The following is a 26,068-nucleotide window of genomic DNA, read 5'->3' as shown; positions in this document are numbered from 1 at the left end:
TGGTGGGTCAGGACCGGAGGTCGACGACGACGCGGGTCACGTCGCCGGACTTCATCGCCTCGAAGCCCTCGTTGATTTCGCCGAACGGGATGACCCGCGTGACCATTTCGTCGAGCAGCAGCCGGCCCTGCCGGTACAGGCGCGCGAGCTGGAGGATGTCCTGGCGGGCGTGGCCCGAGCCCATGTAGGAGCCGATGAGCCGCTTCTCCTGGAAGAAGAAGTCAGCCGCGGGGACGGAGATATCGGTGCCGTCGGGCGCGATCCCGACCAGGCAGGCCGTACCCGTCGGGCGCAGCAGGGCGAGGGCGGTCGCCGCGGTGCGGGCGGAGCCGACCGCTTCGAAGGAGTAGTCCACGCCGTCGCCCAGCAAGCGGTGGAGTTCCGCCACGACATCCCCGGCCGCGCTGTTGATGACGCTTGTCGCGCCGTAGCCCCGGGCGGCTTCGAGCCGGGCGTCGTCGATGTCGATCGCGATGACGGCCGAGGCGCCGGCGAGCCGGGCGCCCTGGATGATGGCCGATCCGACGCCGCCGCACCCGACGACCGCGACGGTGCTGCCCGGCCGCACCCGGGCGCCGCGGAAGACGGCGCCGACGCCGGTGATGACGCAGCAGGACAGCAGGCACCCGACGGGCAGTGGCAGGTCCTCGGGCAATCGCACCAGGGCGTTGTCGCGCATCAGGATGTGCTGGGAGAACGCGCCGACGTCGCCGAGCCGCCCGATGGCCTGGCCGCTCGTGGTCCGGAACGCGGGCCGGGGACGGCGTCGGACTTCGTCGACGCGCCGGCACTGGGTCGGCCGCCCGGTCTCGCAGTTGCCGCAGCGGCCGCACGAGGGCGTCAGGACGCCGGCCACGCGGTCGCCGGGACGCAGCCCGGTGACCTGTGCGCCCACGGCCTCGACGACGCCCGCCACCTCGTGGCCGAGCACGACCGGCAGGCCGGTCGAGACCGTTCCGGTCAGGTAGTGCAGGTCGCTGTGGCACAGCCCGACGTTCGCGACCGCGACGCGTACCTCGTCGGGTTCCGGGGAGTCCACCTGGATGGTCGTCAGTTCGAGGGGCTTGCCGATCGCGGTGAGCACCGCGGCCCGGGTGTCGATCATGCCGATGTCTCCTGCCTGGCGTCGGTGGCCTTGGTCGACCAGAAGCGCTGGATGCCCGCGCTGAAGGCGCCGCTTTCCCACGTCTTCCGGGCCGCTTCGTCCTCGCGTGCGAACGCCGCTTCGATCTCGTCGGCCTGGGGACGCAGCAGCGCGAGGTGCAGGGCGGTCGTGTTGCCCTCGGGTGTCCACCGGACGACCGTGTCGACGGCATGACTGATCAGGTTCTCGGGCTCGACGATTTCGTCGAGCAGCCCGATCCGCAGGGCCTCGGCGGCGGGAATCCGGGGCGAGCCGAGGACCGTGCGCATCGCGTGCCCGCGGATCAGCCGCGGCAGGAGCACACTCGACGCGTTGGAAATCGTGATACCGCGGCCGTTTTCCGGCTGGTAGTACTCGGTGGCCGGGGTGCCGATCCGGGTGTCGCAGCACAGCGTGATCTCCGACGCCCCGCCCACGGCCAGGCCGTTGACGGCGGCGACGACGGGCACCTCGGTGCCGAGGATGGCGCGGGTGATGTCGTGGAAGGTCTCGAACGCGGTCCGGACGTCCGCGAGTGAGGTGGGGACGGCCCGGAGGTCCTCGCCGGCGGAGAACGCCCGGCCCTCGCCGGTCAGTACGATGCCGCGCGCCTTCCGGCCGTCGCCGAACTCGCGGACGAGTTCCGCGAGCCGGAGCCGGGTCGCGACGTCCAGCGCGTTCAGCTTCCCGGGCCGGGAGAGGGTGAGCACGGCGACGTCACGGACGAGCTCGACGCGGACAGAGCCGGGAACCGAGGTCGCCCGGCGGGTGCCCAGGTCGTAGCGGGGGCCGGGGCCGGCCGCCGCTCGCGCCTTGAGTTCGGTCTTGGCCACCCGCTCGGAAGGGGTGCGCGGGAAGTCCTCGACGAACTCGACGTAGCGCGGCACCTTGAAGCGGGCGAGCTGCGCGCCGGCCCGCTCGATGATCGACTCGGCGGTCGCCCGGTCGGGCGCGACGCCGTCGGCGACCTGGACGAACGCCTTTACCTCTTCACCGAGAACGTCGTCCGGCTCGGCGACGACCGCGGCGGCGACGACCGCGGCGTCGCGCTCCAGCGTCGCCTCGACCTCGGCGCTGGCGATGTTCTCGCCGCCGCGCCGCACCATGTCCTTCATCCGGCCGACGATCCTGATGCCGCCGTCGAGGCCGCGGACGACGACGTCGCCGGTGTGCAGCCAGCCGTCGCGCAGGACCCGCGCGGTGTCCTCGGGTCGGTTCCAGTAGCCGGTCATCATCGGCTTGCCCTTGATCGTCAGCTCGCCGCGCCGCGCCTCGGCGCCGTCCTGATCGACCACCCGCACCTGTTTGGTCGGCACCGGAAGCCCGAGGCTTCCGCTGCCCACGGCGTCGGCGGACAGGGAGACCAGGTCGATGCCGGACTCGGTCATGCCGTAGAGCTCGCGCCAGGGCGCTCCCCAGCGCTCTTCGAGCCGGGCGTGCAGGTCGACCGGGATGCCCGAGCAGAACACCAGGCGGAGGTCGTTGTCGCGGTCGGCGGGGTCCGGCGGCTGCTTGTACAGCAGCGTCGGCATGGCTCCGAGGACGTAGCAGAAGGTGACGCCGTGGCGGCGGACGTCCGCGAAGAAGCCCGACGCCGAAAACCGCGGCAGCACGACGAGCGGGGCGCCGACGGTGAGCGCCACCGCGGCGTTCCACTGTGGATCCATGTACGAGAACGGCTGGGCGGTGAGCAGGACGTCGTCGGGTCCCAGGCCGGCCGCCGCCGCGCACAGCCAGCCGAGGCGGACCCAGTAGTCGTGCGTGAGCATGCACGCCTTGGGGAACCCGGTCGTGCCGGACGTGTATTGCAGGTTGGCCAGGGTTTCCCCGGTGACGGGGATGCCGGGCGCGGTGCCGGTGTACCCCGCGGATCCGTCCTCGGCGACGTCGACGGCCCGCACGCCGGCGAGGCCGTCGTCCGCGACTTTCCGCACGAGCGGTGTCCGGTCGCCGTCGGTGAAGACGACCCGGGCGCCGGAGTCCTTCAGCACGAACGCGAGGTCCGCCTGCCGGTACACGGCGTTGATCGGCACCGCGACCGCCCCGGCCTTGAGCACCGCGAGCCACACGACCGGCCAGTGCACGACGTTCGGCAGCATGATCCCGACCCGGTCGCCGATCCCGACGCCGTCGGTCTCGATCAGCCGGTGCGCCAGCCGGGAGGTCCAGGTGTCGATCTCGGCGAAGCTCCAGGCGCGGTCGCCGAACCGGAGGAACTCGCCGTCCGGCGACTGGGCGGCGCGTTCGGCGAGAAGTGCCGTCAACGTGGGCACCGGCGGATCCTCGCCGAGGCGATCAGGGGAGAGTTTCATGTCCGTACCTGCTCTTCGTGGTCGATGGTCGTGGTCCGGGCCAGGTGCCGGGCCGACACCCGGACGATCCAGGTCAGCGCCGGGTCCGTGCTCGCCATCCATTCCGGGTGCCACTGGACGGCCAGCAGCGGTGCGTCCGCCAGCTCCACCGCCTCGGCGACCCCGTCGCTCGTGCGGCCGGTCACGAGGAGTCCTGCACCGCACCGGTCGACGGCCTGGTGGTGCCACGAGTTGGTGACGGCTCGCGCGCCGAACAGTTCCGCGGCGATCGAGCCGGGCTCGAACGTCACGACGTGATCGGGCGTGCCGTCGCTCGGCGCGGACTCCGGGGACAGGTGCCGCACCGCTCCGGGAGGAAGGTCGGCGACCAGGGTGCCGCCGAGCGCGACGTTGACGATCTGCATTCCCCGGCAGACACCGAGCACCGGAGTGCCTCGCCGCACGGCTTCCCGGACGAGCGCGATCTCGTACGCGTCGCGCTCCGGATCGTGGGCCATCGGGTCGGTGCGCGGGTCGACGTCGCGGACCACCGCGGTGTCCCCGCCCCAGCGCGCCGGATGGACGTCCTGCCCGCCGGTGATCACCACGCCCGAGAGCCAGTCCGCGGCGTCCGCCGGGGCGGCGTCGTAGGACAGGTACACCGGCACACCGCCGGCCCGCGCGATCCGGGTGGCGAAATCCGCCATGTAGCTGTCGGCGCACCGTCCGGCGTACCGGTGGTCGTGACCGGCCACGAGCCCCAGCCGGAAGCGGCGCCCGGTGACGCCGATGAGCGGCCGGCTCACGGGAGCTCGAAGTAGCGGTTGGACTCCCAGGCCGACAGGTCGGCGAAGGGATCACCGCCCTTGGTGTGGAATTCCATCCACTCCCACCGGCGGGAAGCCACCCAGAAGTCGACGAACTCGTCGCCGAGGTACTCGCGCAGGAGCGGGTCGGCGTCGAGGGCCGCGCCGGCCTTCGAAATCGTGTCCGGCAGCCGGGTGACGCCGTGGCCGTCCGGCAGGCACCACGCCATGTCGGTGACCTGCGCCGGCGGCTCGATGCCGCGCTCGATGCCGGCGGCGACTCCGGCCAGCACCGCGGCCACGGCCAGGTACGGATTGACGTCGGCCCCGGGCACCCGGTATTCGAGCCGGGAGTACTTCGGGTGATCGATGATGGCGCGCACCGCGGCCGTCTTGTTGTCGACTCCCCAGCTGATGGTGGTGGGCGGCCCGCAGAAATCCACCAGCCGCCGGTACGACGTGATCTGCGGCAGCACGATCGCCGTGGTGCCCGCCATGGTGGCCAGCAGGCCACCGATCGCGTGCCGCATGAGCGCCGGCAGTTCGCCGTCGGCGAAGAACTGGTTCACCCCGTCACGCTGAAGCGACAGGTTGAGGTGCGCTCCTTGCCCCCAGCCGGCCGTGGGCTTGGCCATGAAGGTGACGGTGCGACCCTGGTCGAACGCCACTTCCCGCATGACCTGCCGGGTGCGGGCCCAGGAGTCGGCGAGCGCGAGGGGACTCGCCGGCGCCAGGTTCAGTTCGGTCTGTCCCGCGGCGGCCTCGTCCGTCCACGCTTCCCAGCCGATCCCGAGGTCGTCGAGCCGGCCCGTGACGGCCTCCATGTACTCGACCCAGTCCTTCGACCGCGCCAGGTGGTAGGTGGCTCCCGTGCTGCCGCCGAGCGGGGTCAGACCGCGGTATCCGAGTGCGCGGGCCTGCTGGATCGGCTCCTCGAAGAGGGTCGCCTCGATCTCCACGGCGGTGGTGGCGGTGAGGCCCAGGGCGTCCAGCCGCGCCACCATGGCGCGGGCCAGGTTCCGGGGGCAGATCGGCACGGGGGCGCCGTCCTTCTTGTGGTAGCCCCCGATCACCGCGTCCAGCCCCGGTTTCCACTCGACCAGGGTGGACAGGTCGGGGATCATGCGGATGTCGTAGAGATTGCCGCGCCAGTCCGGATAGGCGTCGCCCAGGACGAGCTCGTTGCCGAGGTCGATCGCGAAGAGGGCGTCGGCGAAGGCGAAGCCGGTTTCCTTGCCGGAAGCGAACTTCGCCGCGGACACGGTCTTGCCGAGGAAGCTGCCGTCGTGGTTCGTCGCTTCGAGGCGGACGCATGCGGTCCGCGAAGGGAGATCAGACATCGAAACGTACCTTCCAGAAAGCGGCGGTCATGACGGACAACTGCGCCCAGGTGCCTTTGACGTGCAGGCCGGACGTCAACGCGGCGAGGAAATCGTCCGCACCGGTGAGGACCCCGGCCAGGACGTCCGGGGAACCCGCGATCAGGTACTCGGAAGCGCCCGCACCGAACCTTTCCTCGCTCTCGCCTTCGCTCACGACGACGAGGACGTCGGGAATTCCGGTGATGCCGCGGGCGAGGTCCCAGAACCGCCGGGCCGCCTCGCGCCACGGGGGGAGCGGCGGTGTCAAGGCGCGCAACGCGACGTCGGCCAGCTGCGTGTTCCCGGCCGGCTCCTGGGCCGGGGAGAACCGCGCCCGCAGATCGGCCACGACGGTCGCGTCGGGCTCGACGGAAACACCGCTGGTGACGGCGATCTCGGCGTCCCGGAAGGTGATCGTGGCGGCCTGCGGCGTGTCGTGAGAGCGCAGCGCCACGGTTCCCGTGGCCTGGGAAAGGGTGTCGCTTTCGTGTCCGATGCGGACGGAGTCGCGCAGTGTGCGCCCGATCAGCCGGACCAGGGGAGTCGCGTCGGGTTCGATCGTGACGGACGCCGGAGGTGCTCCGGCGTGCAGCGTCGTCGTCTCGGTCATGCTGAGGTCCTTTCGCTCAGGAGAGCCGCGTAGGTCGCCGTCCTGCGCGCCCGCAGACGCAGCGCCCACGCCAGTCCGCCGACGTAGGCGAGGATCAGGAAGGCGATGAAGGCGTAGGCAAGCCCGGTGGAGCCGATGAGCAGCGGGAAGTTGCGCACCACCAGGAAAAGGGTGACGAGCAGGCTGGCCGAGGCCAGCCCGGGTGCGATGGCCCCCTGCCACCGCGACACCACGCCCGGGTTTCGCCGGAAGTGGACGACGATCGCGACGGAGGTCAGGGCCAGCAGGAACGTCAGGCCGAGGGTGCCGGCGCCGCCGAACCAGGCGTAGATCTGCACCACGGGATCGAGCCGCAGCACGGTCATGACCGCCAGCGCGAGCCAGACGACCCCGGACGTGACGAGGGAGGCCACGTGCGGCGAGTGGTGCCGGGGGTGGGCCGCACCCAGGGACGGTGGCAGCACTCCCTTGCGGCCCAACGTGAACAGGTACCGGGAAACGACGTTGTGCACGGTCAGCACGCAGGCGAAGAAGCTCGTCGCGAGCAGCACCTGCATCACGTCGTGCGCCACGACCGACACGTATCGCGTGGCCAGGTCGGGCGTGAGGTCTTCCGGATGTGCGACGGCCAGGTCCACTACCTTGTCGGTCCCGGCGCCGACGACGACGGCCCACGCGGAGACCGCGTAGACCACCGCGATGACGAGCACCGCCGTGTAGGTCGCGCGTGGCACGGTTTTGTCGGGATCCCGTGCCTCGGCGCGGAACACCGCGGTCGCCTCGAAACCGACGAACCCGAAGATCGCGAACATGATGCCGGTTCCGACGGCTCCCTGGCTGAACGCGCCCCACGTGAACGGCTCGCCCGACAGTCCGTGGTCGCCTCCGCGCACGGTGATCGCCAGGTCCACGGCGGCGACGATGCACACTTCGGCGATGAGCAGCGCGCCGAGGACTCGCGCGCTCATCTCGATGTTGCGGTAGCCGAGGAATCCGATGAGGAGCAGGCAACCGGCCGAGAGCGACCACCACGGGACGGAGGCGCCGGCGAGGGTGACGAGCGCGTTGTGCACGGCGGCACCGAGGTAGGCCGCGACCGACACGAGGAGCACCGCGTACGTCGCGATCGCCAGGGTCGCGGCGCCCAGGCCGGCCACCCTGCCCAAGCCCTTCTGCACGTAGGAGTAGAACGCTCCGGCGTCCGCGACCTCAGGCGTCATCGCGGAGAAGCCGACCGTGAAAAGAACGAGCACGAAGCCCATGACCACGAAGTCCAGCGGCGCACCCACTCCGTTGCCCGAAGCGATCATGAGCGGGACGAGGCCGGCGACGACGGTGAGCGGGGCGGCCATGGCCACGACCATGAACACGATCTGGGGCACGCCGAGCGTGCGCGCCAGCCCGTCTCGCTGCTGGTCCGGTGAGGTGTGCTGGGTCATGGACTCGCTCTCGGAAGTGCGACGAGTGAAGATGGTCAACTGACTGGATCGACTGACCAAGAAGAGTGCGTCACCGGGTCCGGGCTGTCAACCCCTCGATCGCGCAGACCCTCGGCGTCAGGTCTTGACGTCCCGTGGGTCGTGCCACACACTGCGTCAACTGACTTAATCAAATGACCAACACTGGTGGAACTCCGAGTGTGTGTGACCCGGAAGGACGAAGCAACATGAAGGATCCGAACGAGACGGAGTGCGCCGACATCGTCATCATTGGCGCGGGTGTCTCCGGCATCGGTGCGAGCCGCCAGTTGACGGCCGAGTTCCCGGACAAGAAGATCCTCATCCTCGAAGCCCGTGCTTCGATCGGCGGCACCTGGGACCTGTTCCGCTATCCGGGCGTCCGGTCCGACTCCGACCTGCACACCTACGCCTACGACTTCAAGCCGTGGCGGCACCGCAGCGCGATCGCCGAAGCGCCCCTGATCCGCGAGTACCTCGACGAGACGGTGACCGAATTCGGCCTGGACAGGATCCTCCGGCTCGGCCATCGGGTGACGGCGGCCGACTGGTCGAGCGCCGAAGCGCGGTGGACGCTGCAGGTGACCGTCACCGACGACGCCGGCGCCGAGCGCCCGAAGACCGTCAAGGCCGGCTTCGTCTTCAGTGCCACCGGCTACTACCGCTACGACCAGGGATACACGCCGCACTTCGAGGGGCGGGACGTCTTCGCGGGAGACATCCTGCATCCCCAGCAGTGGCCCGAGGGGTACGACTACAGCGGCAAACGCGTGGTGATCATCGGCAGTGGCGCGACGGCGGTGACGATGCTCCCGGCCATGCTCGTGGGCGAGGGCGCCGCGGCGCACGTGACGATGCTGCAACGCACCCCCAGCTACATCGCCTCGGCCCCGCGTGTCGACAACATCGCCCTCAAGCTCACCAAGGTGCTCGGGCCGACGCGCGGCTACGCGGCCACCAGGCTGAAGAACGTCTGGCAGGACTACCTGCTCGTCACGGTCTTGTCCAAGTTCCCCACCTTCGGTCGCAAGCTGCTCCGCAAGCTGGCGCTCAAGGAGCTGCCGGCCGGCTTCGACGTGGACACCCACTTCAACCCGCCGTACGACCCGTGGGACCAGCGGCTCTGCGTCACCCCGGACGGCGAGTTCTTCAAGGCGCTGCGCGACGGGACCGCCGACGTGGTCACCGGCCACATCGAGCGCTTCACCGAGAAGGGCATCCTGCTGAAGTCGGGCCGGACGCTGGAGGCCGACGTCATCGTCACCGCGACCGGCCTGGTCATGCAGCTGCTGGGCGGCATCCGGCCGACCGTGGACGGCGTTCCGGTGAAGATCCCGGAAACCGTGCTCTACCGCGGCACCCTGATCTCCGGCGTGCCGAACTGGGCCATGATGCTCGGCTACACCAAAGCGTCCTGGACCCTCCGCCTGAGCAACGTGTGTCGCCTGATCATCGACGTGCTCCGTCACATGGATGCGACCGGCGACGAGATCGTGGTGCCGGTCGCGCCGGAAAACCTGGCCACGCAGGACGTCGTCGACCTCAGCGCGGGATACATGCAGCGCGCGCTGGCCGAACTTCCCCGGCAGGGCACCGGCCTCCCGTGGCGGATGCACACGACGTTCGTGAAGGACAACCGGCTGTTCAAGGGGCGGCTGATCGACGAGAGCCTGCGGTTCTCGGCTCGGACCGCCGACGTCAGCGGGCTCACCGGAGTGGGGGCGGGATCATGAACCTGACCTTGGGACAGCGTTTGCAGCGAGCCTTCGTCATCGCCCTGTGCCGCACACCGGCGCCGATCGCCCGGCTGCTCGCCCGCCCGCCGGTCAACCGCGCCGGCGAGCGCATGGCCCCCGACATCGCCCTGCTGATGAAAATCGCCGGGGCCGGGAACGACTACAGCGACCTGCCGGTCACCGACGCCCGGAAGGTCACCGAGACCGACGCCGCCGTGTTCGCCGACCGGGTCGCTCCCTGCGCCGTCGAGCAGGAGGTCGAGGTCAGTGCCGGCCTGTGGGCGACCCGGTACAGCTCGGAACGTCCCGCGAGCGGCCTGATCCTGTTCTTCCACGGTGGCGGCTTCGCGCTCGGCAGCCGGGCCGGCTACGCCGCCCCGGCGCGGATGCTCGCCCACGGAACGGGCGCCGACGTGCTGTCGGTCGAATACCGCCTGGCACCCGAGGACCCCTATCCCGCGGCCCACGACGACGCCCTGGCGGCCTGGCGGTACGCCGTCGACCACGCGGCCGGCTGGGGCATCGACCCGAACCGGATCGTCGTCGCCGGCGAAAGTGCCGGCGGCAACATCGCCGCCGTGCTCTGCCAGCAGGTGCGCGGGCAGCCGGTGCAGCCGATGCTCCAGGTGCTCGTCCAGCCGGTGACCGACATCTCGGTGCGGCGGCCCTCGCAGGACGAGTTCGCCGATTCGCCCGCCCTGTCGGCCAAGCAGATCGACTGGTTCATGGGCCACTACGTGCCCGAGGGAACCGACCAGCACATCCCGCGGCTGTGCCCGTTGCTCGCCGACGACCTGACCGGTCTGCCGGACGCCATCGTGACGGTCGCCGGGTTCGACCCGCTGCGCGACGACGGACTCGCCTACGCCGCCGCCTTGCTGGAAAGCGGCGTGCGCGTCGACGTGATCCGCGAGGAAGGTCTTGTGCACGGCTACATCGCCTTCACCGCGGTCAGCCGGAGCAGCAAGGAAGCCACGAACCGGCTGGTGGCGGCGGTCGCGGCGGCCCTGCGGGAACAGCCGGTGCGTCCCGTACGCCCGATTGGCCGTGTCGGCGAGATCGCCTGAGGATCGGAGAATCACGTGACCGAAACGCTCACCACCGACTTCGTCGTGGCCGGCGCCGGCCTGTCCGGCCTCGTCACCGCCCGCCGGCTCGTGCGGCGCGGGCACTCGGTGCTCGTGCTCGAGGCCGACGACCGCGCCGGCGGACGCCTGGTCAACCTCGACGCCGGTGACGGGGTGATCAGCGAGGGCGGCGGCCAATGGATCGGGCCGAAGCACACCGCCATGGCCGACCTGCTGTCGGAGCTGGGACTCAAGACGTTCCCCACGTACACGGACGGCAGGACGATCTACCTCCGGGGCGGCCGGCGACGGACGTACGGCGGCACCATCCCGCCCATGCGGCCGCTCGCCTTGCTGGACTTCGCCCAGGCCCAGTTCCGGCTCGAGCGGATGGCGGCGACCGTGCCGGCCGCGGCTCCCTGGCGGGCCGGCAAGGCGGCCGAATGGGACAGCACCACGTTGGGGCACTGGCTGCGCAGGAACTGCCGTGTCGCCGAGGCACGGCACGTGTTCGAGCTCGGTTTCACGCTGGTGTTCGCCGAAGACCTCAGCCACGTCTCGCTGCTCAAGGCGTTGCACCAGATCAGCACCTCGGGCGGCATCGACTTCATGATGAACACCGAGAACGGTGCCCAGGAGACGCGCGTGGCGGGTGGCACCCAAGCCGTTGCCGACGCGATCGCCGGCGAGCTCGGGGACCGGGTCAGGCTGGGCTCACCGGTGACGTCGATCGAGCAGGACGCACGCGGTGTGCTCGTGCGCTCGGCAGGTCTGGAAGCCCGCTGCCGGCGGGTGGTCGTCGCGATGACCCCGGCCGACGCGGGCCGGATCAAGTTCCTCCCGGAGCTGCCGACGCGTCGTGCGAAGCTGCAACGCGCCTGGCGCAACGGTGGTGAACGGAAGATCTGCGTGGTCTACGAGCGGCCGTTCTGGCGCGACCGGGGTCTCAACGGCTCGGCCATCACCGACCTGCCGATCGCGCACTACGTCGTCGACAACTCCCCGCCCGACGCCACCAAGGGAATCCTGATGACGTTCATCGGCACGGCGGCCTCGGGAAGTTTCCAGTGGACCGACGCGGTCCTCGACAACGCGGACGCCCGTCGCGACGCCTTCGTCGACGACCTCGTCACGCTTTTCGGCGCGGAGGCGCGCAAGCCCGAGCGATACCTGGAGAAGTCCTGGATCGCCGAACCGTGGATAGCCGGAGTAGCGGCCTTGCGAACCCCAGGCGTCCTGACGAACTACACCGACGCGGCAACGGCGCCGGTCGGACGTGTCCACTGGGCGGGTGCCGAGACATCGGTCGAATTCGAGTCGTACATGGAGGGCGCCGTCCGGGCCGCGGAGCGCGCGGTCGCCGAAGTCGATGCTGCAGGCCGATAACGACCACCGGCACGCCCGCGGGGTGTCGGTCGCGCCGGCGACCCGGACACGGGCCGGGAAAGCGTGCTGGACACCGACCGCGCCCGAGCGCGGGAACGCCTGCCGCGCCGGGGGCCGCCGGCCGTCCAACTCCTCGGCTGACCGGCCGGCTCTGACGGCGGCGACCGCGTCGGCGACGGGGGTGGCGTAGTGGACGTCGTCCGACACGCCGGTCGGCAACCGCAGATCGCTGGCGAGCTCGCCGAGCAGGTCGCCGGTCAGGGCGAGGACGCGAGCCGGAACACCGGCCAGCCGATCTCCGTCCGCCAGGCCGCCGGGGCCGGGGTGTCGCGCGGGCCGACCAGGTATGTCTCGTGGACGGGACCGTCCACGGTGAGCGCGTGGTCGACCACCCAGGCGCCCAGCCGGCCGTAGGTGACCTGGATGTCGTCGTGGGGTCCGGCATGGACGGCCACGGCGAGTTCGGCCGCCGGGAGGTGTACCGGCCGCACCCGTCCCCGGGCCGGTGGGTCGGCGACGGGCCGGTAGACCAGGACCGTGCCCCGGCCGCCGGTGAACAGCTCGTTGGCGTAGCGCCCGCCCGGCGCGCCGAGCGGTGGCAGGCCGGCGACCGCGGCGTCCAGCTCGGCCATGGCCTCGCCGTACCACGGCACCACGTCGTGGTGGTCGACGACGCCCTCGACCGCAGCGACGGTCTGCGCCGGCACCGGGCGGAGTTCGACGTCCAGGCCGTCGTCGGCGGGACGCAGCAGCCGCCGCAGCGAGGCCACGGCGGCCCGGGTCCGTGCCAGCTCCTCCTCCAGCCGCCGCAGGTGCCGGCCGACCAGGTCCGCCCGCTGGGCCGCGTCCTCGGTGGCGAGGAGCTCGGCCACGTCGGCCAGCGGCATGTCCAGCTCCCGCAGCCGGTGGATGACCTGCGCGGTGGGGATCTGCTCGGCGGTGTAGTACCGGTAGCCGCTGGCGGGGTCCACCGAGGCGGGCTCGAGCAGCCCGGACTCGTGGTACCGGCGCAGGGTCCGGATACTCAGCTGCGTCAGCTGGGCGAACTCGCCGATCGTCAATCCGCGGGACACCCCACCACTGTGCCCTGCTTGACCCTCTCCCGGGGAGAGACCCCACCGTGATCGGCATGAGTGAAGCGATCGACCCGAACGAACTCCCCGCGGTGATCACCGGCTACCTGACCGCCCACCGGGCCCGCGACCTGGAATCGGCGCTGGCCCGCTACACCGAGGACGCCGTCGTCACCGACGAGGGCCGGACCCACCGCGGCAAGCACGAGATCCGCGACTGGCTCACCCGTGCGGCAAGCCGGTACACCTACACGACGACGCTCGTCGCGGCCCACCGCGTGGACGACGAGCACTACGTGGCGGTGAACCACCTCGAGGGCGACTTCCCGGGCGGCGTGGCCGACCTGCGGTTCCGGTTCACCCTGGACGGCGACCTCATCGCCGGGCTGGTGATCGAGCCGTGAACGGCCGGGCCCGGTGCCGCGACGCCGTCGCGCGCCGGGCCCGGCCGGGCGGCCCGGAGTGACACGCCACGGGCGGCTCACCCAGCGGTCGGCGAAACCCGCTGTGTTTCCGCCAATGGATCGCGCAGCAGCCGCGAGAACGCGAGCTCGCCCGCGCCGATCAGGGTGGTGTCGTCCCCGAGGGCTGACACACTCAGGCGCACTTTTTCCTTCGCCACCGGCAGCACATTGCGTGCGACGCGACTGCGTACTCGCGGCAGCACACCGGCGTACACATCGCGCAACATCCCGCCGAACACGACCACGGCCGGGTTGAAGAGATTGATGAGGTTCGCCACGCCGATGCCCAGCCAGTCCCCGACGTAATCGAGCGCCGCGCGGGCGTCGGCGTCGCCCGCGGCCGCGTCGTCGGCCACCGCCCGCACGGCATCACGGCCGAAGACCTCCGCCGGCCTGCGCGCGGCGTCGAGCAAGGCCCGTTCCCCGGCTTCCGCCTCCAGGCATCCGCTGGAGCCGCAGCCGCACGGTCGCCCGCCGTGCGGGTTGACGACCATGTGGCCCAGCTCGCAGCCGTACCCCGCGTCGCCGTCCAGCACGGTGCCGCCGACGATGATCCCGCCACCGACGCCGACGTCGCCGTGCAGGTAGACAAGGTTCTGCACCCCCGTCCCGGCCCCGCGAAGGTGCTCGGCGAGCGCTCCGAGATGCGCCTCGTTCCCCACCGGCACCCGCAGTCCCAGTCCGAGCCGGCGTGCCAGTTCAGCGCCGAACGCCTGGTCGACCCATCCGAGGTCGGGGCCGAACCGGACGGTTCCGTCGCCGGGACGGATCATTCCGCAGTACGAGGCTCCGAGCCCCACGCAGGTCGACGTCGACGGCGCCGCCTCGGTCAGCTGGTGGCCGAGCCCGGCGAGCGTCGTGACGACGTAGTCGAGATCGACTCCGGATCGGCGCCGGGCGGCGACCTTGCGGTCCAGGATGACACCGCCGAGGCCGATCCGGGCGGCGGTCAACCGGTCCACCGCGACATCGAACGCCAGTACGTGGAAACGCTGCGTCTCCGGGCACACCACGAGCGACGGGCGGCCCTGGTGACGATTGTCCGTCTGCGACACTTCCCGGACCAGGCCCGCCGCGCTCAGTTCCGCCGTCAACGTCTTGATCGTGCTTCGGTTGAGGTTCATCCGTCTCGCGAGTTCGGCGCGCGAGATCCCGCCGCTCAGGTGCACGAGGCGAAGAAAAGCACCGCGGTTGTGTCGACGCATCTCCTCCTGGTCCAACCCGACCTTCGAGCCGTCCCAGGGCGTCAGCAATTCCATGTCGTGTCCGATGCGTAGGCTGTTCCGGTCAGACTTGCACCAACGGCGCCCTTCGCGCAAACCCGCGATCGTCGTGCGTTCCCTCACCACGGGACTGCTCCGGCGTCGTCGAAGAACCCGCCCGTCGGGCCGTCGCCGACCAGGGCCGCGAGGCGGATCGCGATGGCCGCGCCCTGGCGCGGGGTGCGATCGCCCTGGAAGCCGGTGAGGTCGGTCGCCGTCAAGCCCGGGCAGCCGCAGTTGACCAGGACCGGTGGCGCTCAGCTCCTTGGCGTGCTGGATGGTGAGGGCGTTGAGGAAGGTTTCCGAGGCCAGGCAGGCCGCCGGAACCGGGCCCATGTCGATGTCGGGCGTGGTCTGCGGGGCGAGGGAGCGGGCGCTGCTTGGGACGAGCAGCGCCGCGAGACGGCGGTGGAGAAGTTGCGTGCGGGCGGAGCGGACGCTTTCGGCGTACCTCTCGACGTCACCGACGACGCCAGAGCGCCCGCTGCGGCCGGACTCATCGCCGACCGCGCCGGCGGGCTCGACTTCCTGGTCACCAACACCGGAATCACCAGCCCCTTCCCACAGACGCCCAGCACGCCCTTGTTCGCCTCGGTCACCAGCGCGATCGTCTGTTCGCTCGTGCCGCCGATCCTGGTGAGGACCCGGCCGGTACGTCCAAGACCGATGCGGTGGCCGGCGATACCGCAGGGGTATCGCCTCTGGCGGATACCGTGACCTGGTGGAGACACGAGAGCTGCGCTACTTCGTCGCCGTCGCCGAGGAACTGCGCTTCGGCCGGGCGGCGCAGCGGCTCGGCATGGCGCAGTCACCGCTGTCGCGGGCGATCCAGCAGCTGGAGCGCCGGCCCGGGGTCTTGCTGCTGCACCGCTCCGCCCACGCCGTCGCCCTGACCGAAGCGGGTCGGTGCTGCTGCGGGAGGCCCGGGCCGCGCTCGATGCGGTCGAAGCCGCCGCGCCGCGACCGGGCAGCCGGGCCTGGTGCTGGCCACGAAGGCCGGAGCCGCGCGAGAGCTGTTGTCGAAGCTCCTGGACGCCTACGCCGCGGAGCCGGGGGCGGTGCCGGTCGAGGTCATGCTCTGCGCGCCCGGCGAGCCGGAACGCCTGCTGCGCAACGGTCGTGCCGATGCCGCCCTGCTCCACCGGCCCCACGACACGACCGCCGGATTCGACACCGAGGACCTGTGCGCCGGCCGGACGCAGCTGTCGACGGCCGAGCTCGAAGCGCGGACGGATCTGCCCTTGCCCCCGCTGGCCACGGCCTGACGGCAGCTACCCGGACGGCCCCGGGCCGCGGGTCCGGGACCAGACCCGCTTGTTCCACCTGATCGGCCTGGGCATGGCCTGCGCGTTCGTGCCCGAGGCGCTCCGTGACCAGCTGCGCGACGGCCACGTCGGCGTGCCGGTGCGCGACGCGCCGGCTGTCACGACCGTGATCGCCTGGCCGCCCCACAGCCGGTCCACCGCCGTAGCCGGCTTCGTCCGCACCGTGACACGCCTCTGACTGTTGGTGATGGACGCAGCCGCCGGGGTCGAGGTTCGCCATCGCTGCTGGACTCGTTGAGAGCGGAAGTCATGCGCCGCCCAGGGGCAGCCAGGTGCGGTCGCGGATTCGCCCGAACACGGCCGGCGCGAAGTGCCCGGCGGCGAGCACGGCGTCGGTGCCGTGTGCCTGGGCGAGCAGCCGGCCGCGAGCGCGGTCGGCCGCTGCCGGGTCGTGATGGGACCGGAAGGCCCGCTCGGGGTGCGCGACCTGCGCCGGCGAGTGCAGGACGTCGCCGAGCACGAGCACCTGGCCGGTCCCGCCGGGCGCGGTGACCAGCACGCTGAGGTGCCCGGGGGTGTGGCCGGGGGTGGCCAGCACCCGAATGCCGGGGGCGAGGTCCTCCCCGTCCCGGACGAACTCGATCCGGTCGGCCAGCGGCTGCTGCACGGCCGCGCGGTCCGGGCCCGCCGGGCTGTCGCTGCTGGTCCAGTGGGCCCACTCGGCGGCGTGCGCGACGTACCTGGCCGCGGGGAAGGTCAAGTCACCGTCGGCGGTGCCGGTCCAGCCGACGTGGTCCCAGTGCAGGTGGGTGAACACGACGACGTCGATGTCGGCGGGGCGCAGCCCCTCGGCGGCCAGGCCGGCGAGCAGGGCGCCGCCGCGGTAGCGGCCGACCCCGGGCACCTCGAAGTCGACCGCGCCGAGGCCGAGGTCGACCAGGACCGCCGTGGCCGGGGTGCGGATCAGGAACGAGCCGGCGCTGAACGTGAGCCGGCCGTCGCCGTCGAGAAATCCGGACCACTGGTCCGGTGTGGTGCCGGGGAAGGCCGCGGCCGGGACGATGCGGGCTTCGCCGTCGGGGAGGTAGGTCACGGTGGTGTCGCCCATCCGGACCTCGGCGCGTGGTGCTGCGGAAACCATGGTGCCAGCACACCTGGCGGCGTCCGGACTGTCCAGGACACAATGGGTCCGTGATCAGACCTGGCGGGTCCGACGTGGACCTGCGTGACCTGCGGTACCTGCTGGCGGTGGCGGAGGAGGGCACGCTGGCGCGGGCGGCGGTCCGGTTGCGGGTCAGCGCGTCGCCGCTGAGCAGGCAGATCCGGCTGATCGAGGCACGTCTCGGGCTGCCGGTGTTCGCCAGGCAGGGGCGCCGGCTGACGCTCACGGAGGCGGGCGCGCGGCTGCTGGACCGGGCACGAGAGGTGCTGGCCGCGGCCGACCAGCTCGCCGAACACGTGCGGACCGAACTCGGCGAGCCGCCCACGCGGCTCGCCGTCGGTTGCGTGGACGCCGCGGTGCACACCGGACTGCTCGCCACCGGCCTGCGCGCGGCCGAGCACACTTACCCGGGCCTGCGCACCACGGTCACGCTGGGCCACAGCCCCGAACTGATCGACCGGCTCCGCGCGGGCGAACTGGACGTCGCGCTGGTGCACACCCCGCCACCCGCGGCCGACCCGAACCTGGTCAGGACCCTGGTACTGCAAGACCCCGTCGCGCTCGTGATCCCGGCGGGCCACCCCGCCGCCCACGCACCCCGCCCGGCCGCCCTCGACGGTCAGGCATGGATCACCGACCAGCGCGCGCCGGCAGGCATCGAGCGGTTCCGCGCCGCGGCGCGCGACGCCGGGTTCACCCCGGACATCCGTTACCAGGCCGCTGACCTGGCCGTCCGGGTCAACCTCGCCGCCGCCGGCCTCGGTATCGCCATGCTGCCCGCACGCGCCGTGCCCGCCCTGGTGCCGCCCGCGCTGCCCGTCACGGTCGCCCCCGTGCCGTGGCTGCCGCTGCGGATCCAGGTCTACACGGTCACCACCCGCCGCCCGCCGCGCGTCGTCCCGGCCTTCACCGCCGGCCTGACGGCACTGCCGAGCCCCGCGCTCCCGAAGACTTCGCGGCCGGGCACCACGCAAGCCCCGAGCGACCTCACCCGAACACCGGACGACGACGGGTGAGGTGCCGGGTGGCCGCGACGGGGGTTCCCGGGAGGATCGGCGCGATCGCCTGCCGCTGGTCGCCGGTCGACTCGTGCCTGCGGACCGAACCCCGATGAGCGACTCAGGGGGCCTCGGCTCGCGCGGGGCCGGAGGTCGTCTCCGGGCCGGTCGAGCCGCCGTACGTGGCGATCTTGTACTCGGTCGCGGCGAGGGAAAGCGTCAGCTCGCGGATGCGCCGCCGGATGGTGTCGCGGTGCTCGACGAGCATGTCGAGGCGCTCGGGCACGGTGTCTTCCCCGGCGTCCACGAGCTCGACGTAGTGCTGCAGGTCGCGCATCGGCATCCCGGACAGCCGCATCCGGGTCAGGAACACCAGGCGCCGCACCGCCTCTTCGTCGTAGACGCGGTATCCGCTGCTGTCGCGGCCGACGTCGACGAGCCCGGCGCGTTCGTAGTAGCGGAGCGTGTGCGGCGAGATGTCGAGCATGTCGGCGACCTCGGCGATCGTCATCGGCTCGGTCATCGCGCCCGCGTCGGTGAGCCGGTGGATGGCCTCGACCGACACGTCGTCGTCGCCCAGCATCGCCAGCGCCCTGGTCAGCAGTTCGTCCGTGGCCATACCGTCCAGCCTAGATCGGCCGCGAAGCGGGCGGGGCGTCGGCGAAATCGGCGCTGCGGGCGGTCTCGGCCCACCGCTCGACGCCGTCGAGGTCGCGCCGGTAGGCACGGGTGAGCCGCTCGACGGCCTCGCTGCCCAGCGGCAGCCGCAGCGGCACGTCGTCACCGTGCACGAGGGACACGATGATGTCCGCGGCCCGCACCGGATCGCCTTCCTGGCGGCCGCCGGCCCCGGCCATGTCCGCGCGCACCGCGGCGAGCGCGTCGCGGTAGGTCTCGGACGGCTCCGCGAACTCCAGCACGTCGGCCTCGTTGAACCCGGTGCGGAACCGGCTCGGCTCCACGAGCATCACCCGGATCCCGAAGCCGGCGACCTCGCCCGCCAGGGCTTCCGACCAGCCTTCGAGGGCGAACTTCGACGCCGAATACGCGGCCACGCCCGGGAACGACTGGCGCCCGCCCTGGCTGCTCATCTGCACGATCGTCCCGGTCCCGCGCTCGCGCATCGGCGGCAGCGCGGCGCGGACCAGGGCGGCCGGGCCGAACAGGTGCAGGTCCATCAGTTCACGCAGCTGCTCGTCGCCGACCTCCTCGACCGCGCCGACCACGGCCCGGCCGGCGTTGTTGACCAGCACGTCGAGCTGCCCGAAGCGGTCGATCGCCGTCCGCACCAGGGCTGGGGCCGCGCCGGTGTCGCGGACGTCGAACCGCACGGCCTGAAAGGAGTTGGGGTACTTGGTGTTCAGGTCCGCCACGCGCTCCGGCCGGCGCACGGCGGCCACCACGTTGTCGCCCGCCGCGAGAGCCGATTCCGCCAAGGCGCGCCCGAGGCCGCGGGTCGCGCCGGTGATGATCCAGGTCTGTGTCGTCATGGCGGCGACGCTAAGGCTTCGAGCGCGCTCGAACGCAAGCTCGGCCGCTTCGACGCCGTTCAGCGCGTGGCGAGCACCCGGCGCACTTCGTCCGCGCCCAGCACCACCGGGGAGCGCAGTGCGCCGACCTCGGCGATCTCGATCTCCACCACGTCTCCCGGCCGCAGCCCGAGGTCGAGGCCCGGCACGACCGAAGTGCCCGTCGAGAGGACGGCTCCGTCGGGGAAGTCGTTGTCGCGCCACAGGTACTCCACCAGCTCCGCCGGCTCGCGGTTCAGCTGGGCGGTGCTGGCCTCGCCGGTGAACACCTCGTCGCCGTCGCGCAGGATGCGCATGCGCAGGTCCAGCGATCGCGGGTCCGGCACCTCCCACGCCGGCCGGACGCGGGCCGACACCGCGCACGAACCGGTGTAGATCTTGGCCTGGGGCAGGTACAGCGGGTTCTCGCCTTCGATGCTGCGTGAGCTGACGTCGTCGACCACCAGGTAGCCGGCGATCTCGCCGGTGCCGGTCAGCAGCAGGCCCAGTTCCGGTTCCGGGACGTCGCCGGCCGAATCGGTGCGGATCGCGACCGGCTCGTCGTCGGTGACGACCCGCCACGCGGACGACTTGAAGAACAGCTCCGGCCGCTTCGCGCGGTATACCCGGGCGTAGACGTCCTGGTCGGCGCTTTCCTCGCGGCGGGCCTCTTCGGACCGCAGGTAGGTCACGCCGGCGGCCCACACCTCCATCCGCCCGTCCAGCGGCGGCAGCAGCCGCGTCCCGGCCGTGGGCACCGGCTCCCCGGCGGTCTCGGCCAGCTCGCGGATCTCCGCCACGGAGTGGCGCAGCAGGTCGCTCATCGACGCCACCGCGAGCGGCCGCAGCTGCTCACCGGTCAGCAGGCCGACCCGGATGCCGCCCGTCCCGTCGGTGAACCGCACCAGATGGCTCATGCGGCTGAGCTCAGCACTGGCGGTCGCGCTGCCGAGGCCGGCGAGGGCCGCACCGAACGCGGCGGCCGGGCGAACGAGTCGTGCATCTCGGCCACGTCGGTGAGCTCCCTCGGATCCACGCTGCCCGTACCTGCCGCAGGCTTCCGAGCCTAGCCGGGCAACGGCTTTTCCGCGACGACGATCCGCTCCCCGCCGCCGATCCCGGACGATCGAGGTCCCGAATCCCCGCTCCGGAGCGGCAGGCCGTCAGCGACGGCGGCGCTCGTTCAAGGTGAAGATCCCGTAGCCCGCCATGCCGAGCAGGACGACGCCGCCGCCCGCGACGAGCAGCCACGACTGCAAGTCGCTCTCGGACTGCTGTTCGTCGCGGCCGCGGCTGCCGGCCGAGGTGACGCAGCGGTCGCCGGCGTGCATGGTCTCCCCGCCGCAGGTGACGTCCGTGGAGTTCAACGACACGGCGCCGACCAAGACCGCCGCGGCGGCCAGAACCACGGTCAGTACCACCTTGAGAGCCGCAGGCATGGTGACGCGACGCTTCCTTTCGCCATCCGGTGACCCTGGGGTTCCTATCGGCCCGCCGGGCCGGACTGCGACGGTATTTCGGCCGTCCGAGCGCGAGAAGCCTCCCGTCCGCATTGGACGGAAGGCTTCCGGTCGTGGTGTGCGCGTAGCCGCTGGGACCGTCGCGAGCCAACACTCGTCCCCGCGATGCGGGGAGGGGAGTTCGCGCGCGGGTGGGGCGGTTCCGCACGCGAACTCCCCGGGCCGGCGAACGATCAGCGAGCCGGGTAGGGCGTTCGTCCTGCTCTGGCGGGGCCTGCTGGAAGTGGCCTTCGGCCCGCAGGTACGTCGTCCCGTCTTCCCGGCTGCCGGGCGCGGGTCCGGCGGCGCGGATCGGGCTGGTCGGCGGCGTGGCGGCGGCGTGACCCTGTGCCGGGCCGGCGGGGGTGGCGGCGCGGGCGGACTGGGCGTGGGTCTGCTCCGCCTGGCGGCGGGCCTGCCCGGACGTGCCGCCCTGGGCGTCAGCGTGCTCGCGCATCTTCGGGATTTCGTGTTCGGCCTTGTTCAGCCAGTGTTCCCAGCGTGAGCGCATCGGGCCGATGAGCCCGCCGCCGACGCCGACCACGGCGATACCGCCGGCGGTCGCGAGGACGGTGATCGGGACGGGGGTGGTGACGGTGGTGGCGATGCCGACCTGGTCGAGGGCGGCGATGACACCGAGGGCGAGGATGAACACCGATGCGATCGTGCCCAGCACCCGGCCGTAGGAGAGCCCGGAGAGGGTGGCGCGGATCAGGTTCTTGACCGCGGCGGCGACGGCGGCGGCCACGACGACGATGACGATCGCGGCGATGGCCCGCGGCAGCCACGCGACGATGGCGGTCAGCAGGTCCGAGACCGGGTTCGGGCCCCAGACGCCGAAGGCGATCTGCAGGGCGATCAGCAGGATGGCGTAGTAGACGATCTTCGCGACGATGTCGGAGGCGTCCATCGAGGAGCGTTCGAGTGCGGTCTTGATGCCGCCGCGTTCGACGAGCCGGTCGAATCCGACGCGGGTGCGGACCTTGCCGACGAGCTTGGCCAGGAACTTCGCGACCAGCCAGCCGATCACCAGGATGACCAGGAACGCGAGTCCTTTCCAGCAGCGCGGCTCTCGTCCCCGCCTTCGGAGTACTTCGAACGAGTGGTGAATTCGATTCCCGCCACACCCGGTCCCGAACCTCCGGCAAGCGCCTCACCGGGCCGCTTTCGAGTCGCTTCGCGGCTGGTCAGCGGCTCGGAAAAGGATTACGGGCCGGCCGGGTCGAAATGGGGGAAATCCCCCGGCGTGGGGGTGCGTGGTTTCACCCGGCGGAGGGAGAGGTGACACTGAGCGCCCCTCGGCTCGCCGAAGTCCTGTTCGGTGCCGGAAGCGGCTTTCCGGGCGAGCCGGGAGAGGGCCATGACACCGGTTCAAGGCCCTCTCCGGCGGTCCTGGTGGCTCAGCCGGCCGTGGTGCCCGCGACGCCGGGCAGTGCCGGGTCCACGTCGGGCACGGCGAGCCTCGGGTTGTGACCCGCCGCCACGACCCGCATCACGAATCCCGCGGCTTCCTCCAGCTGCCGGGCGCCGGCGAGCCCGCCGACCGCGGCGGCCCGCGCGCCGAGGTCCCCGATCAGCGCCGCGGCGAGATCGAGGGCGCGCTGCGTGTCGCCGCAGATCGCCACGACCGGCGCCGTCTCCGCCGGCCCCGCGTACGGCCACGAAGCTCCGGCGAACAGGTGGAGCGCCTTCACCACGGACGCGCCGGGCGCCGAGCGGGCCACGAGTTCGGCCGCCGAGCCGGATGCGGGCTTCAGTCGACCGGTCGCGTAGTCCACCGCGTTGGTGCAGTCGATCACGGTCTTGCCCGCCAAGGACCCCTGCGGGCCCCCGACGAGAGAAACGGCGGCCTCGAGCCCTTCCCAGGAGACCGCGACCACGACCACCTCGGCCGTGCCCGCGAAATCGCCGGGGTCGGCAGCCCTTGCCGCGTCGCCCATCCGGGCGGCGGCTTCACTGGCGTGCAGCGGGTTGCGCCCGGTGACCACCGGCGAATGGCCGGCCGCCGCCCACGCGCGACCCAGTGTCACGGCCAAGTTCCCGGTGCCCAAGATGCCCACGTTCACAACGATCTCCTTCAGAGGGAAGCGGTGTCCTCGGGAACGTTATGAGCCAGGTTCCTACCGTTCGGTAGGCGAGGTTGTGCGAGACTCGGCACGTGATCGACGGATCCTGCCAAACCTTCGTCTCCGACTGCCATGTGCGCACGGCGATCGACCTCATCAGGCACACTTGGGACTCGGTCGTCCTGTCGGCCCTGCGCGCGCGGCCGACGCGGCGCAACGACCTGATCGCCCGCATCGCAGGAGCCAGCGACAAGGTCCTCACGCAGGCTCTCCGGCGCCTCCAAGCGCGCGGGCTCGTCACCAAAGCCCGCGACACCGGGCAACCGGCACCGCGGACCGGAGCGACTTACCGGCTCACCCCGCTCGGCGAATCGTTCGCGAACGGGCCGCTGGCCCAGCTCGCACAGTGGGCAGCCGACAACCAAGCCGAACTCGCCGGCCCGCCGGCAACGCCGTAACGGACCGGGCGGTCGCCTGCGGGAACTTTCGGTGGCGGGCCGCGTTTCTCCCTGGCCCACACCGGATCGGGATCGCGACGGGAGTTCAGGGCAGGTGCTCGCGGTTCACGCCGGCCGGGGGGCGGCGGTGCCGGGTGTGCGGAGCAGGCCGAGCTGGTAGCCGCGGGCCACGGCGTGGGCGCGGTCGCGGGCGGTGAGCCGGTGCATGATCTGTTTGGCGTGCGTGCGGATGGTCTCCACCGAGATGCCCAGCTCGTCGGCGATTTCGGCGTTGCGGAGCCCGTGGGCGATCCGGGTGAGGATTTCCAGCTGGCGTGGGGTGAGCCGGACGGCCTGCGCGGGCAGGGCACCGGTCACCTCCGAGCCGGCGAGCAGCGGCGCGAGCTGCGGGTCGAGGAAGGCGCGCTCGTGGTGGGTCGTGCGGATCGCCGCGACCAGCACCGCGGGCGCGGCCGACTGGGAGACCAGTCCGTTCACCTGGGCGGCGCGGGCGGCCCGCAGGTAGCCGGTGGCGGTCGCCTGGTCGTCGTGCACCAGGCCGATCACCCGCACGCCGGGCCGGGCCTGGCGCAGGGCGTGGATTCCGCGGGCGTCGCCGTCGATCCGGCTGTCGACGAGCACGACGTGCGGATGCAGGCGCCGGAGCGTGGGGAGCGCTTTCTCGGCGCTGGGTGCGGCCCCGCACCAGGCGAGGCCGCTCGTGTGGGCGACGAGGGCGCGCAGGCCGTAGGCGGCCAGTGGCTGGGTGGCGATCACCAGCACCCGCACCGCGGCGGGGGCGGCCGGTCCGGCGGGCCGGGGGAGGGCTTCGATCGTCGTCATGGGTTGCTGTGCACCTCGGGCTCGGTCGGCGGGAACTTGTGGAGGTGAGGACCGGCACCAGGCTCCATGACGCGAACGGAAGCGGGTTTCCGGCCCCGGGTGACGGCCACGGGAGTGCTGACGGCCGCGGCGGACGTACTGTGCGTAGGCCCGGGAAGAGCGAGGCCGACCGGCGCGGGTAGTCCCCCGGCGCACGGGTGGCGTACCCCGGCAGTGAGGGGTACTCAAAGCAACGCCCCGGCCTGGGAGCCCTCCCAGGCCGGGGCGCGTCACCCGATGGGGTGGTGTCGGATCGAAAGACCGTCTTCCGCGCCACGCCACGGCGCTCGGGGCCGGTCTCCGACGTCCGCCGCACGGCCGCGTGCATTCCCCCGAAATGGTCCACCCGGCTTCGGGTGGTGAACTCCCCGGTCGGGTTCCTTGCGGCACGTCCGGCGGCAACGGCTGTGGCGCGTGGCCGATGACGCGGGTCAGTTCGGCCGAGGAACAGCTGCGCGCCGATCTCGCGGTGGTCCGCGGCGAGGCAGACGGCACAGCCGGCGCCTCGGCGTCGACGGTGGCGCGCCGCCAGTCCGCGGCTACTCGGGATTCGACTGCTCGGGCGCCCGGCACTCCTCGTGCGTCGCCGACGTTGCCGGCGGCTGCTCTGCCGGCGGCGCGGCGTACCGCTGTGTCCGCAGCAACACGGCGAGGGTGTCATAGATCGGGGGTCGGTCCCAGGTCCCCGCGCGTTGCCAGGGACGTGGTCGATTCCTTCATGGGCGCATCTTGCCCCAAGACGATCCATTCTCCGGCAGCTCGGTGAAGATTCTTCGCAGGAATCCCCCGCCGCGGGGGAACTCGAACGAGTGGCAGGCCGGGGTGGCCCAGGGGTTGGGGGGAGGGCCGCCCGGGTCACCCCGGCACTCTGGAGACGGAGGAAACACGCGGCGATGACGCGTCGGCCGGCAAATGGTGTGCACCTTGCTTCCGGATGCCGGCGCCGAGCCCGCGGAGCGTGCTCAGTCGCGGTAGCCGCTCCCGGCATTGCCGGTGTCGTACGAGGATTCGCCGTAGCCGCCGGTGGCGGCTTCCTCGGCCCGGGGTTCCTCCGCGAAGGACGAATTGTCGTGTTCGGCCGTGGCGTGCCGGCCGTAGTCGCCACCCGGCTGCCGGTTGCCGCCGTATTCGGTGCCCGGCGACCGGTCGTAGCCGCCGTCCTCGCGGCCTCCGTATTCGTTGCCCTGCCGGTGGTCGGACTCGCCGGACGGCGTGTTGTCGGTGTCGCGTTCGCCCGGCTGGCCGCGGTCGAAAAAGCTCTTCGCCTTGTCGGCGGCCGCGTCGATCTTGTCGGCGTGCTCGCCGAAACGGGATTTCGCGAATTCGGCGGCCTGATCGACGTTTTCGCCGCTCACGGCGTTCTTCACGTCGTCGAAGTCGATGCCCATGGGAACTCCTTCTCCATTGTCCGGTTACGAGGCCGGGTGACGGGCTTCATCAAAGCCGCCCGGCCCCGGCGTGCAACTCGAGCCGGGCGCGTGGGTGAAGAGTGCCGTCGTGGCTGGGCGATCGGTGCGGACGGAGTTACCCTGCCGCGTTCGCCGTATTTCGTTCGCCTGACAGGAATGCGGGTGACGATGGTCCCTCAGGTGGGTGGACGGCCACATTTCCCCGA

At 71.8% G+C, this 26,068-nt stretch carries 24 protein-coding genes and 1 pseudogene; 8 read left to right on the top strand and 17 right to left on the bottom strand.

The window, feature by feature from the left end; translation table 11 throughout:
• Positions 1–7: 7 nt before the first annotated feature.
• Genes BT341_RS31415 through BT341_RS31390 form a run of 6 tightly spaced genes read right to left on the bottom strand, consistent with a single transcriptional unit; the run spans position 8 to position 7,630 of the window.
• Positions 8–1,105 carry a zinc-binding dehydrogenase gene (locus BT341_RS31415; RefSeq protein ID WP_072479704.1) on the bottom strand — a complete coding sequence of 366 codons (1,098 nt, stop codon included), beginning with the start codon at positions 1,103–1,105 and terminating at the stop codon, positions 8–10.
• The gene (locus BT341_RS31410) at positions 1,102–3,396 is read right to left on the bottom strand and encodes an AMP-binding protein (protein ID WP_245805173.1); all 2,295 of its coding nucleotides are present in this window, start codon (positions 3,394–3,396) and stop codon (positions 1,102–1,104) included. The genes BT341_RS31415 and BT341_RS31410 overlap by 4 nt, the downstream gene beginning before the upstream one ends.
• 35 nt (positions 3,397–3,431) lie before the next feature.
• Entirely contained in the window at positions 3,432–4,220 is a 789-nt protein-coding gene (locus BT341_RS31405; protein WP_072479702.1) for a gamma-glutamyl-gamma-aminobutyrate hydrolase family protein, read from the bottom strand.
• Positions 4,217–5,560, bottom strand: coding sequence for a glutamine synthetase family protein (locus BT341_RS31400; RefSeq protein ID WP_072479701.1), 1,344 nt, complete (start codon positions 5,558–5,560; stop codon positions 4,217–4,219). The genes BT341_RS31405 and BT341_RS31400 overlap by 4 nt, the downstream gene beginning before the upstream one ends.
• Positions 5,553–6,191, bottom strand: a complete 639-nt coding sequence (locus BT341_RS31395; RefSeq protein ID WP_072479700.1) for a hypothetical protein — start codon at positions 6,189–6,191, stop codon at positions 5,553–5,555. Before BT341_RS31395 ends, BT341_RS31400 begins: the two co-directional genes overlap by 8 nt.
• Positions 6,188–7,630 (bottom strand): APC family permease, encoded by a 1,443-nt coding sequence (locus BT341_RS31390; RefSeq protein WP_072479699.1) that lies wholly within the window; start codon positions 7,628–7,630, stop codon positions 6,188–6,190. The genes BT341_RS31395 and BT341_RS31390 overlap by 4 nt, the downstream gene beginning before the upstream one ends.
• Positions 7,631–7,857: 227 nt before the next feature.
• Here BT341_RS31390 and BT341_RS31385 point away from each other — a divergent pair, with 227 nt between their 5' ends.
• From BT341_RS31385 to BT341_RS31375, 3 genes are read left to right on the top strand one after another with little or no spacing between them, the layout of a single operon-like run.
• Positions 7,858–9,381: a flavin-containing monooxygenase gene (locus tag BT341_RS31385; RefSeq protein ID WP_072479698.1), complete on the top strand. Its 1,524-nt coding sequence runs from the start codon at positions 7,858–7,860 to the stop codon at positions 9,379–9,381.
• The gene (locus tag BT341_RS31380; protein ID WP_072479697.1) at positions 9,378–10,451 is read left to right on the top strand and encodes an alpha/beta hydrolase; all 1,074 of its coding nucleotides are present in this window, start codon (positions 9,378–9,380) and stop codon (positions 10,449–10,451) included. The genes BT341_RS31385 and BT341_RS31380 overlap by 4 nt, the downstream gene beginning before the upstream one ends.
• Before the next feature lie 15 nt (positions 10,452–10,466).
• The gene (locus BT341_RS31375) at positions 10,467–11,837 is read left to right on the top strand and encodes a flavin monoamine oxidase family protein (protein WP_072479696.1); all 1,371 of its coding nucleotides are present in this window, start codon (positions 10,467–10,469) and stop codon (positions 11,835–11,837) included.
• 257 nt (positions 11,838–12,094) lie between these two features.
• On the opposite strand, the gene BT341_RS31370 is transcribed toward BT341_RS31375, so the two are convergent.
• Positions 12,095–12,910: a MerR family transcriptional regulator gene (locus tag BT341_RS31370; RefSeq protein ID WP_072479695.1), complete on the bottom strand. Its 816-nt coding sequence runs from the start codon at positions 12,908–12,910 to the stop codon at positions 12,095–12,097.
• 56 nt (positions 12,911–12,966) lie between these two features.
• On the opposite strand from BT341_RS31370, the gene BT341_RS31365 reads away from it, so the two are divergent.
• Positions 12,967–13,314 (top strand): nuclear transport factor 2 family protein, encoded by a 348-nt coding sequence (locus tag BT341_RS31365; RefSeq protein ID WP_072482286.1) that lies wholly within the window; start codon positions 12,967–12,969, stop codon positions 13,312–13,314.
• 77 nt (positions 13,315–13,391) lie between these two features.
• Here BT341_RS31365 and BT341_RS31360 read toward each other — a convergent pair whose 3' ends face one another.
• On the bottom strand, positions 13,392–14,633 hold the full coding sequence (locus BT341_RS31360; RefSeq protein ID WP_072479694.1) for an ROK family transcriptional regulator: 1,242 nt from the start codon (positions 14,631–14,633) through the stop codon (positions 13,392–13,394).
• A gap of 83 nt (positions 14,634–14,716) precedes the next feature.
• Entirely contained in the window at positions 14,717–14,857 is a 141-nt protein-coding gene (locus BT341_RS47695) for a Rossmann-fold NAD(P)-binding domain-containing protein (RefSeq protein WP_177328711.1), read from the bottom strand.
• Positions 14,858–14,906: 49 nt separating this feature from the next.
• On the opposite strand from BT341_RS47695, the gene BT341_RS43730 reads away from it, so the two are divergent.
• Both BT341_RS43730 and BT341_RS47455 read left to right on the top strand, forming a co-directional pair.
• The gene (locus tag BT341_RS43730) at positions 14,907–15,353 is read left to right on the top strand and encodes an SDR family NAD(P)-dependent oxidoreductase (protein ID WP_245805172.1); all 447 of its coding nucleotides are present in this window, start codon (positions 14,907–14,909) and stop codon (positions 15,351–15,353) included.
• 4 nt (positions 15,354–15,357) lie between these two features.
• A pseudogene (locus BT341_RS47455) lies at positions 15,358–16,139 on the top strand (LysR family transcriptional regulator).
• A gap of 69 nt (positions 16,140–16,208) precedes the next feature.
• On the opposite strand, the gene BT341_RS31340 reads toward BT341_RS47455, so the two are convergent.
• A complete protein-coding gene (locus BT341_RS31340) occupies positions 16,209–17,042 on the bottom strand; it encodes an MBL fold metallo-hydrolase (RefSeq protein WP_072479692.1) in 834 nt (277 codons plus the stop codon).
• A 50-nt stretch (positions 17,043–17,092) separates the two neighbouring features.
• Here BT341_RS31340 and BT341_RS31335 point away from each other — a divergent pair, with 50 nt between their 5' ends.
• On the top strand, positions 17,093–18,079 hold the full coding sequence (locus BT341_RS31335) for a LysR family transcriptional regulator (RefSeq protein ID WP_177328934.1): 987 nt from the start codon (positions 17,093–17,095) through the stop codon (positions 18,077–18,079).
• 103 nt (positions 18,080–18,182) lie between these two features.
• On the opposite strand, the gene BT341_RS31330 is transcribed toward BT341_RS31335, so the two are convergent.
• The 5 genes from BT341_RS31330 to BT341_RS31310 all read right to left on the bottom strand — a co-directional run bounded on the left by BT341_RS31330 (position 18,183) and on the right by BT341_RS31310 (position 23,134).
• A complete protein-coding gene (locus tag BT341_RS31330) occupies positions 18,183–18,680 on the bottom strand; it encodes a MerR family transcriptional regulator (protein ID WP_072479690.1) in 498 nt (165 codons plus the stop codon).
• A gap of 10 nt (positions 18,681–18,690) precedes the next feature.
• Positions 18,691–19,551, bottom strand: coding sequence for an SDR family NAD(P)-dependent oxidoreductase (locus BT341_RS31325; protein ID WP_072479689.1), 861 nt, complete (start codon positions 19,549–19,551; stop codon positions 18,691–18,693).
• A 59-nt stretch (positions 19,552–19,610) separates the two neighbouring features.
• Positions 19,611–20,486, bottom strand: coding sequence for a fumarylacetoacetate hydrolase family protein (locus BT341_RS31320; RefSeq protein WP_072479688.1), 876 nt, complete (start codon positions 20,484–20,486; stop codon positions 19,611–19,613).
• A gap of 10 nt (positions 20,487–20,496) precedes the next feature.
• Positions 20,497–22,098 (bottom strand): mechanosensitive ion channel family protein, encoded by a 1,602-nt coding sequence (locus BT341_RS47940; protein ID WP_072479687.1) that lies wholly within the window; start codon positions 22,096–22,098, stop codon positions 20,497–20,499.
• Between the two features lie 370 nt (positions 22,099–22,468).
• Positions 22,469–23,134 carry an NADPH-dependent F420 reductase gene (locus BT341_RS31310; protein WP_072479686.1) on the bottom strand — a complete coding sequence of 222 codons (666 nt, stop codon included), beginning with the start codon at positions 23,132–23,134 and terminating at the stop codon, positions 22,469–22,471.
• Between the two features lie 92 nt (positions 23,135–23,226).
• Here BT341_RS31310 and BT341_RS31305 point away from each other — a divergent pair, with 92 nt between their 5' ends.
• The gene (locus BT341_RS31305; RefSeq protein WP_072479685.1) at positions 23,227–23,592 is read left to right on the top strand and encodes a winged helix-turn-helix transcriptional regulator; all 366 of its coding nucleotides are present in this window, start codon (positions 23,227–23,229) and stop codon (positions 23,590–23,592) included.
• Positions 23,593–23,697: 105 nt separating this feature from the next.
• Here the strand turns inward: BT341_RS31305 and BT341_RS31300 are convergent, their stop codons facing one another.
• Both BT341_RS31300 and BT341_RS46830 read right to left on the bottom strand, forming a co-directional pair.
• Positions 23,698–24,414, bottom strand: a complete 717-nt coding sequence (locus BT341_RS31300) for a response regulator transcription factor (RefSeq protein WP_072479684.1) — start codon at positions 24,412–24,414, stop codon at positions 23,698–23,700.
• Between the two features lie 1,001 nt (positions 24,415–25,415).
• Entirely contained in the window at positions 25,416–25,841 is a 426-nt protein-coding gene (locus tag BT341_RS46830; RefSeq protein WP_072479683.1) for an antitoxin, read from the bottom strand.
• Positions 25,842–26,068 lie beyond the last annotated feature (227 nt).

This window comes from Amycolatopsis australiensis (assembly GCF_900119165.1).
GTDB classification, from domain to species: Bacteria; Actinomycetota; Actinomycetes; order Mycobacteriales; family Pseudonocardiaceae; genus Amycolatopsis; species Amycolatopsis australiensis.
This window is presented reverse-complemented; position numbering and strand designations above follow the sequence as displayed.

Excerpts from the sequence above, each read along its gene's own strand:
- BT341_RS31415 (WP_072479704.1), bottom strand. The coding sequence starts at position 1,105 with ATGATCGACACCCGGGCCGCGGTGCTCACCGCGATCGGCAAGCCCCTC.
- BT341_RS31400 (WP_072479701.1), bottom strand. The coding sequence starts at position 5,560 with ATGTCTGATCTCCCTTCGCGGACCGCATGCGTCCGCCTCGAAGCGACG.
- BT341_RS31395 (WP_072479700.1), bottom strand. The coding sequence starts at position 6,191 with ATGACCGAGACGACGACGCTGCACGCCGGAGCACCTCCGGCGTCCGTC.
- BT341_RS31390 (WP_072479699.1), bottom strand. The coding sequence starts at position 7,630 with ATGACCCAGCACACCTCACCGGACCAGCAGCGAGACGGGCTGGCGCGC.
- BT341_RS31385 (WP_072479698.1), top strand. The coding sequence starts at position 7,858 with ATGAAGGATCCGAACGAGACGGAGTGCGCCGACATCGTCATCATTGGC.
- BT341_RS31380 (WP_072479697.1), top strand. The coding sequence starts at position 9,378 with ATGAACCTGACCTTGGGACAGCGTTTGCAGCGAGCCTTCGTCATCGCC.
- BT341_RS31365 (WP_072482286.1), top strand. The coding sequence starts at position 12,967 with ATGAGTGAAGCGATCGACCCGAACGAACTCCCCGCGGTGATCACCGGC.
- BT341_RS31360 (WP_072479694.1), bottom strand. The coding sequence starts at position 14,633 with ATGGAATTGCTGACGCCCTGGGACGGCTCGAAGGTCGGGTTGGACCAG.
- BT341_RS31340 (WP_072479692.1), bottom strand. The coding sequence starts at position 17,042 with ATGGTTTCCGCAGCACCACGCGCCGAGGTCCGGATGGGCGACACCACC.
- BT341_RS31330 (WP_072479690.1), bottom strand. The coding sequence starts at position 18,680 with ATGGCCACGGACGAACTGCTGACCAGGGCGCTGGCGATGCTGGGCGAC.
- BT341_RS31325 (WP_072479689.1), bottom strand. The coding sequence starts at position 19,551 with ATGACGACACAGACCTGGATCATCACCGGCGCGACCCGCGGCCTCGGG.
- BT341_RS31320 (WP_072479688.1), bottom strand. The coding sequence starts at position 20,486 with ATGAGCCATCTGGTGCGGTTCACCGACGGGACGGGCGGCATCCGGGTC.
- BT341_RS31300 (WP_072479684.1), bottom strand. The coding sequence starts at position 24,414 with ATGACGACGATCGAAGCCCTCCCCCGGCCCGCCGGACCGGCCGCCCCC.
- BT341_RS46830 (WP_072479683.1), bottom strand. The coding sequence starts at position 25,841 with ATGGGCATCGACTTCGACGACGTGAAGAACGCCGTGAGCGGCGAAAAC.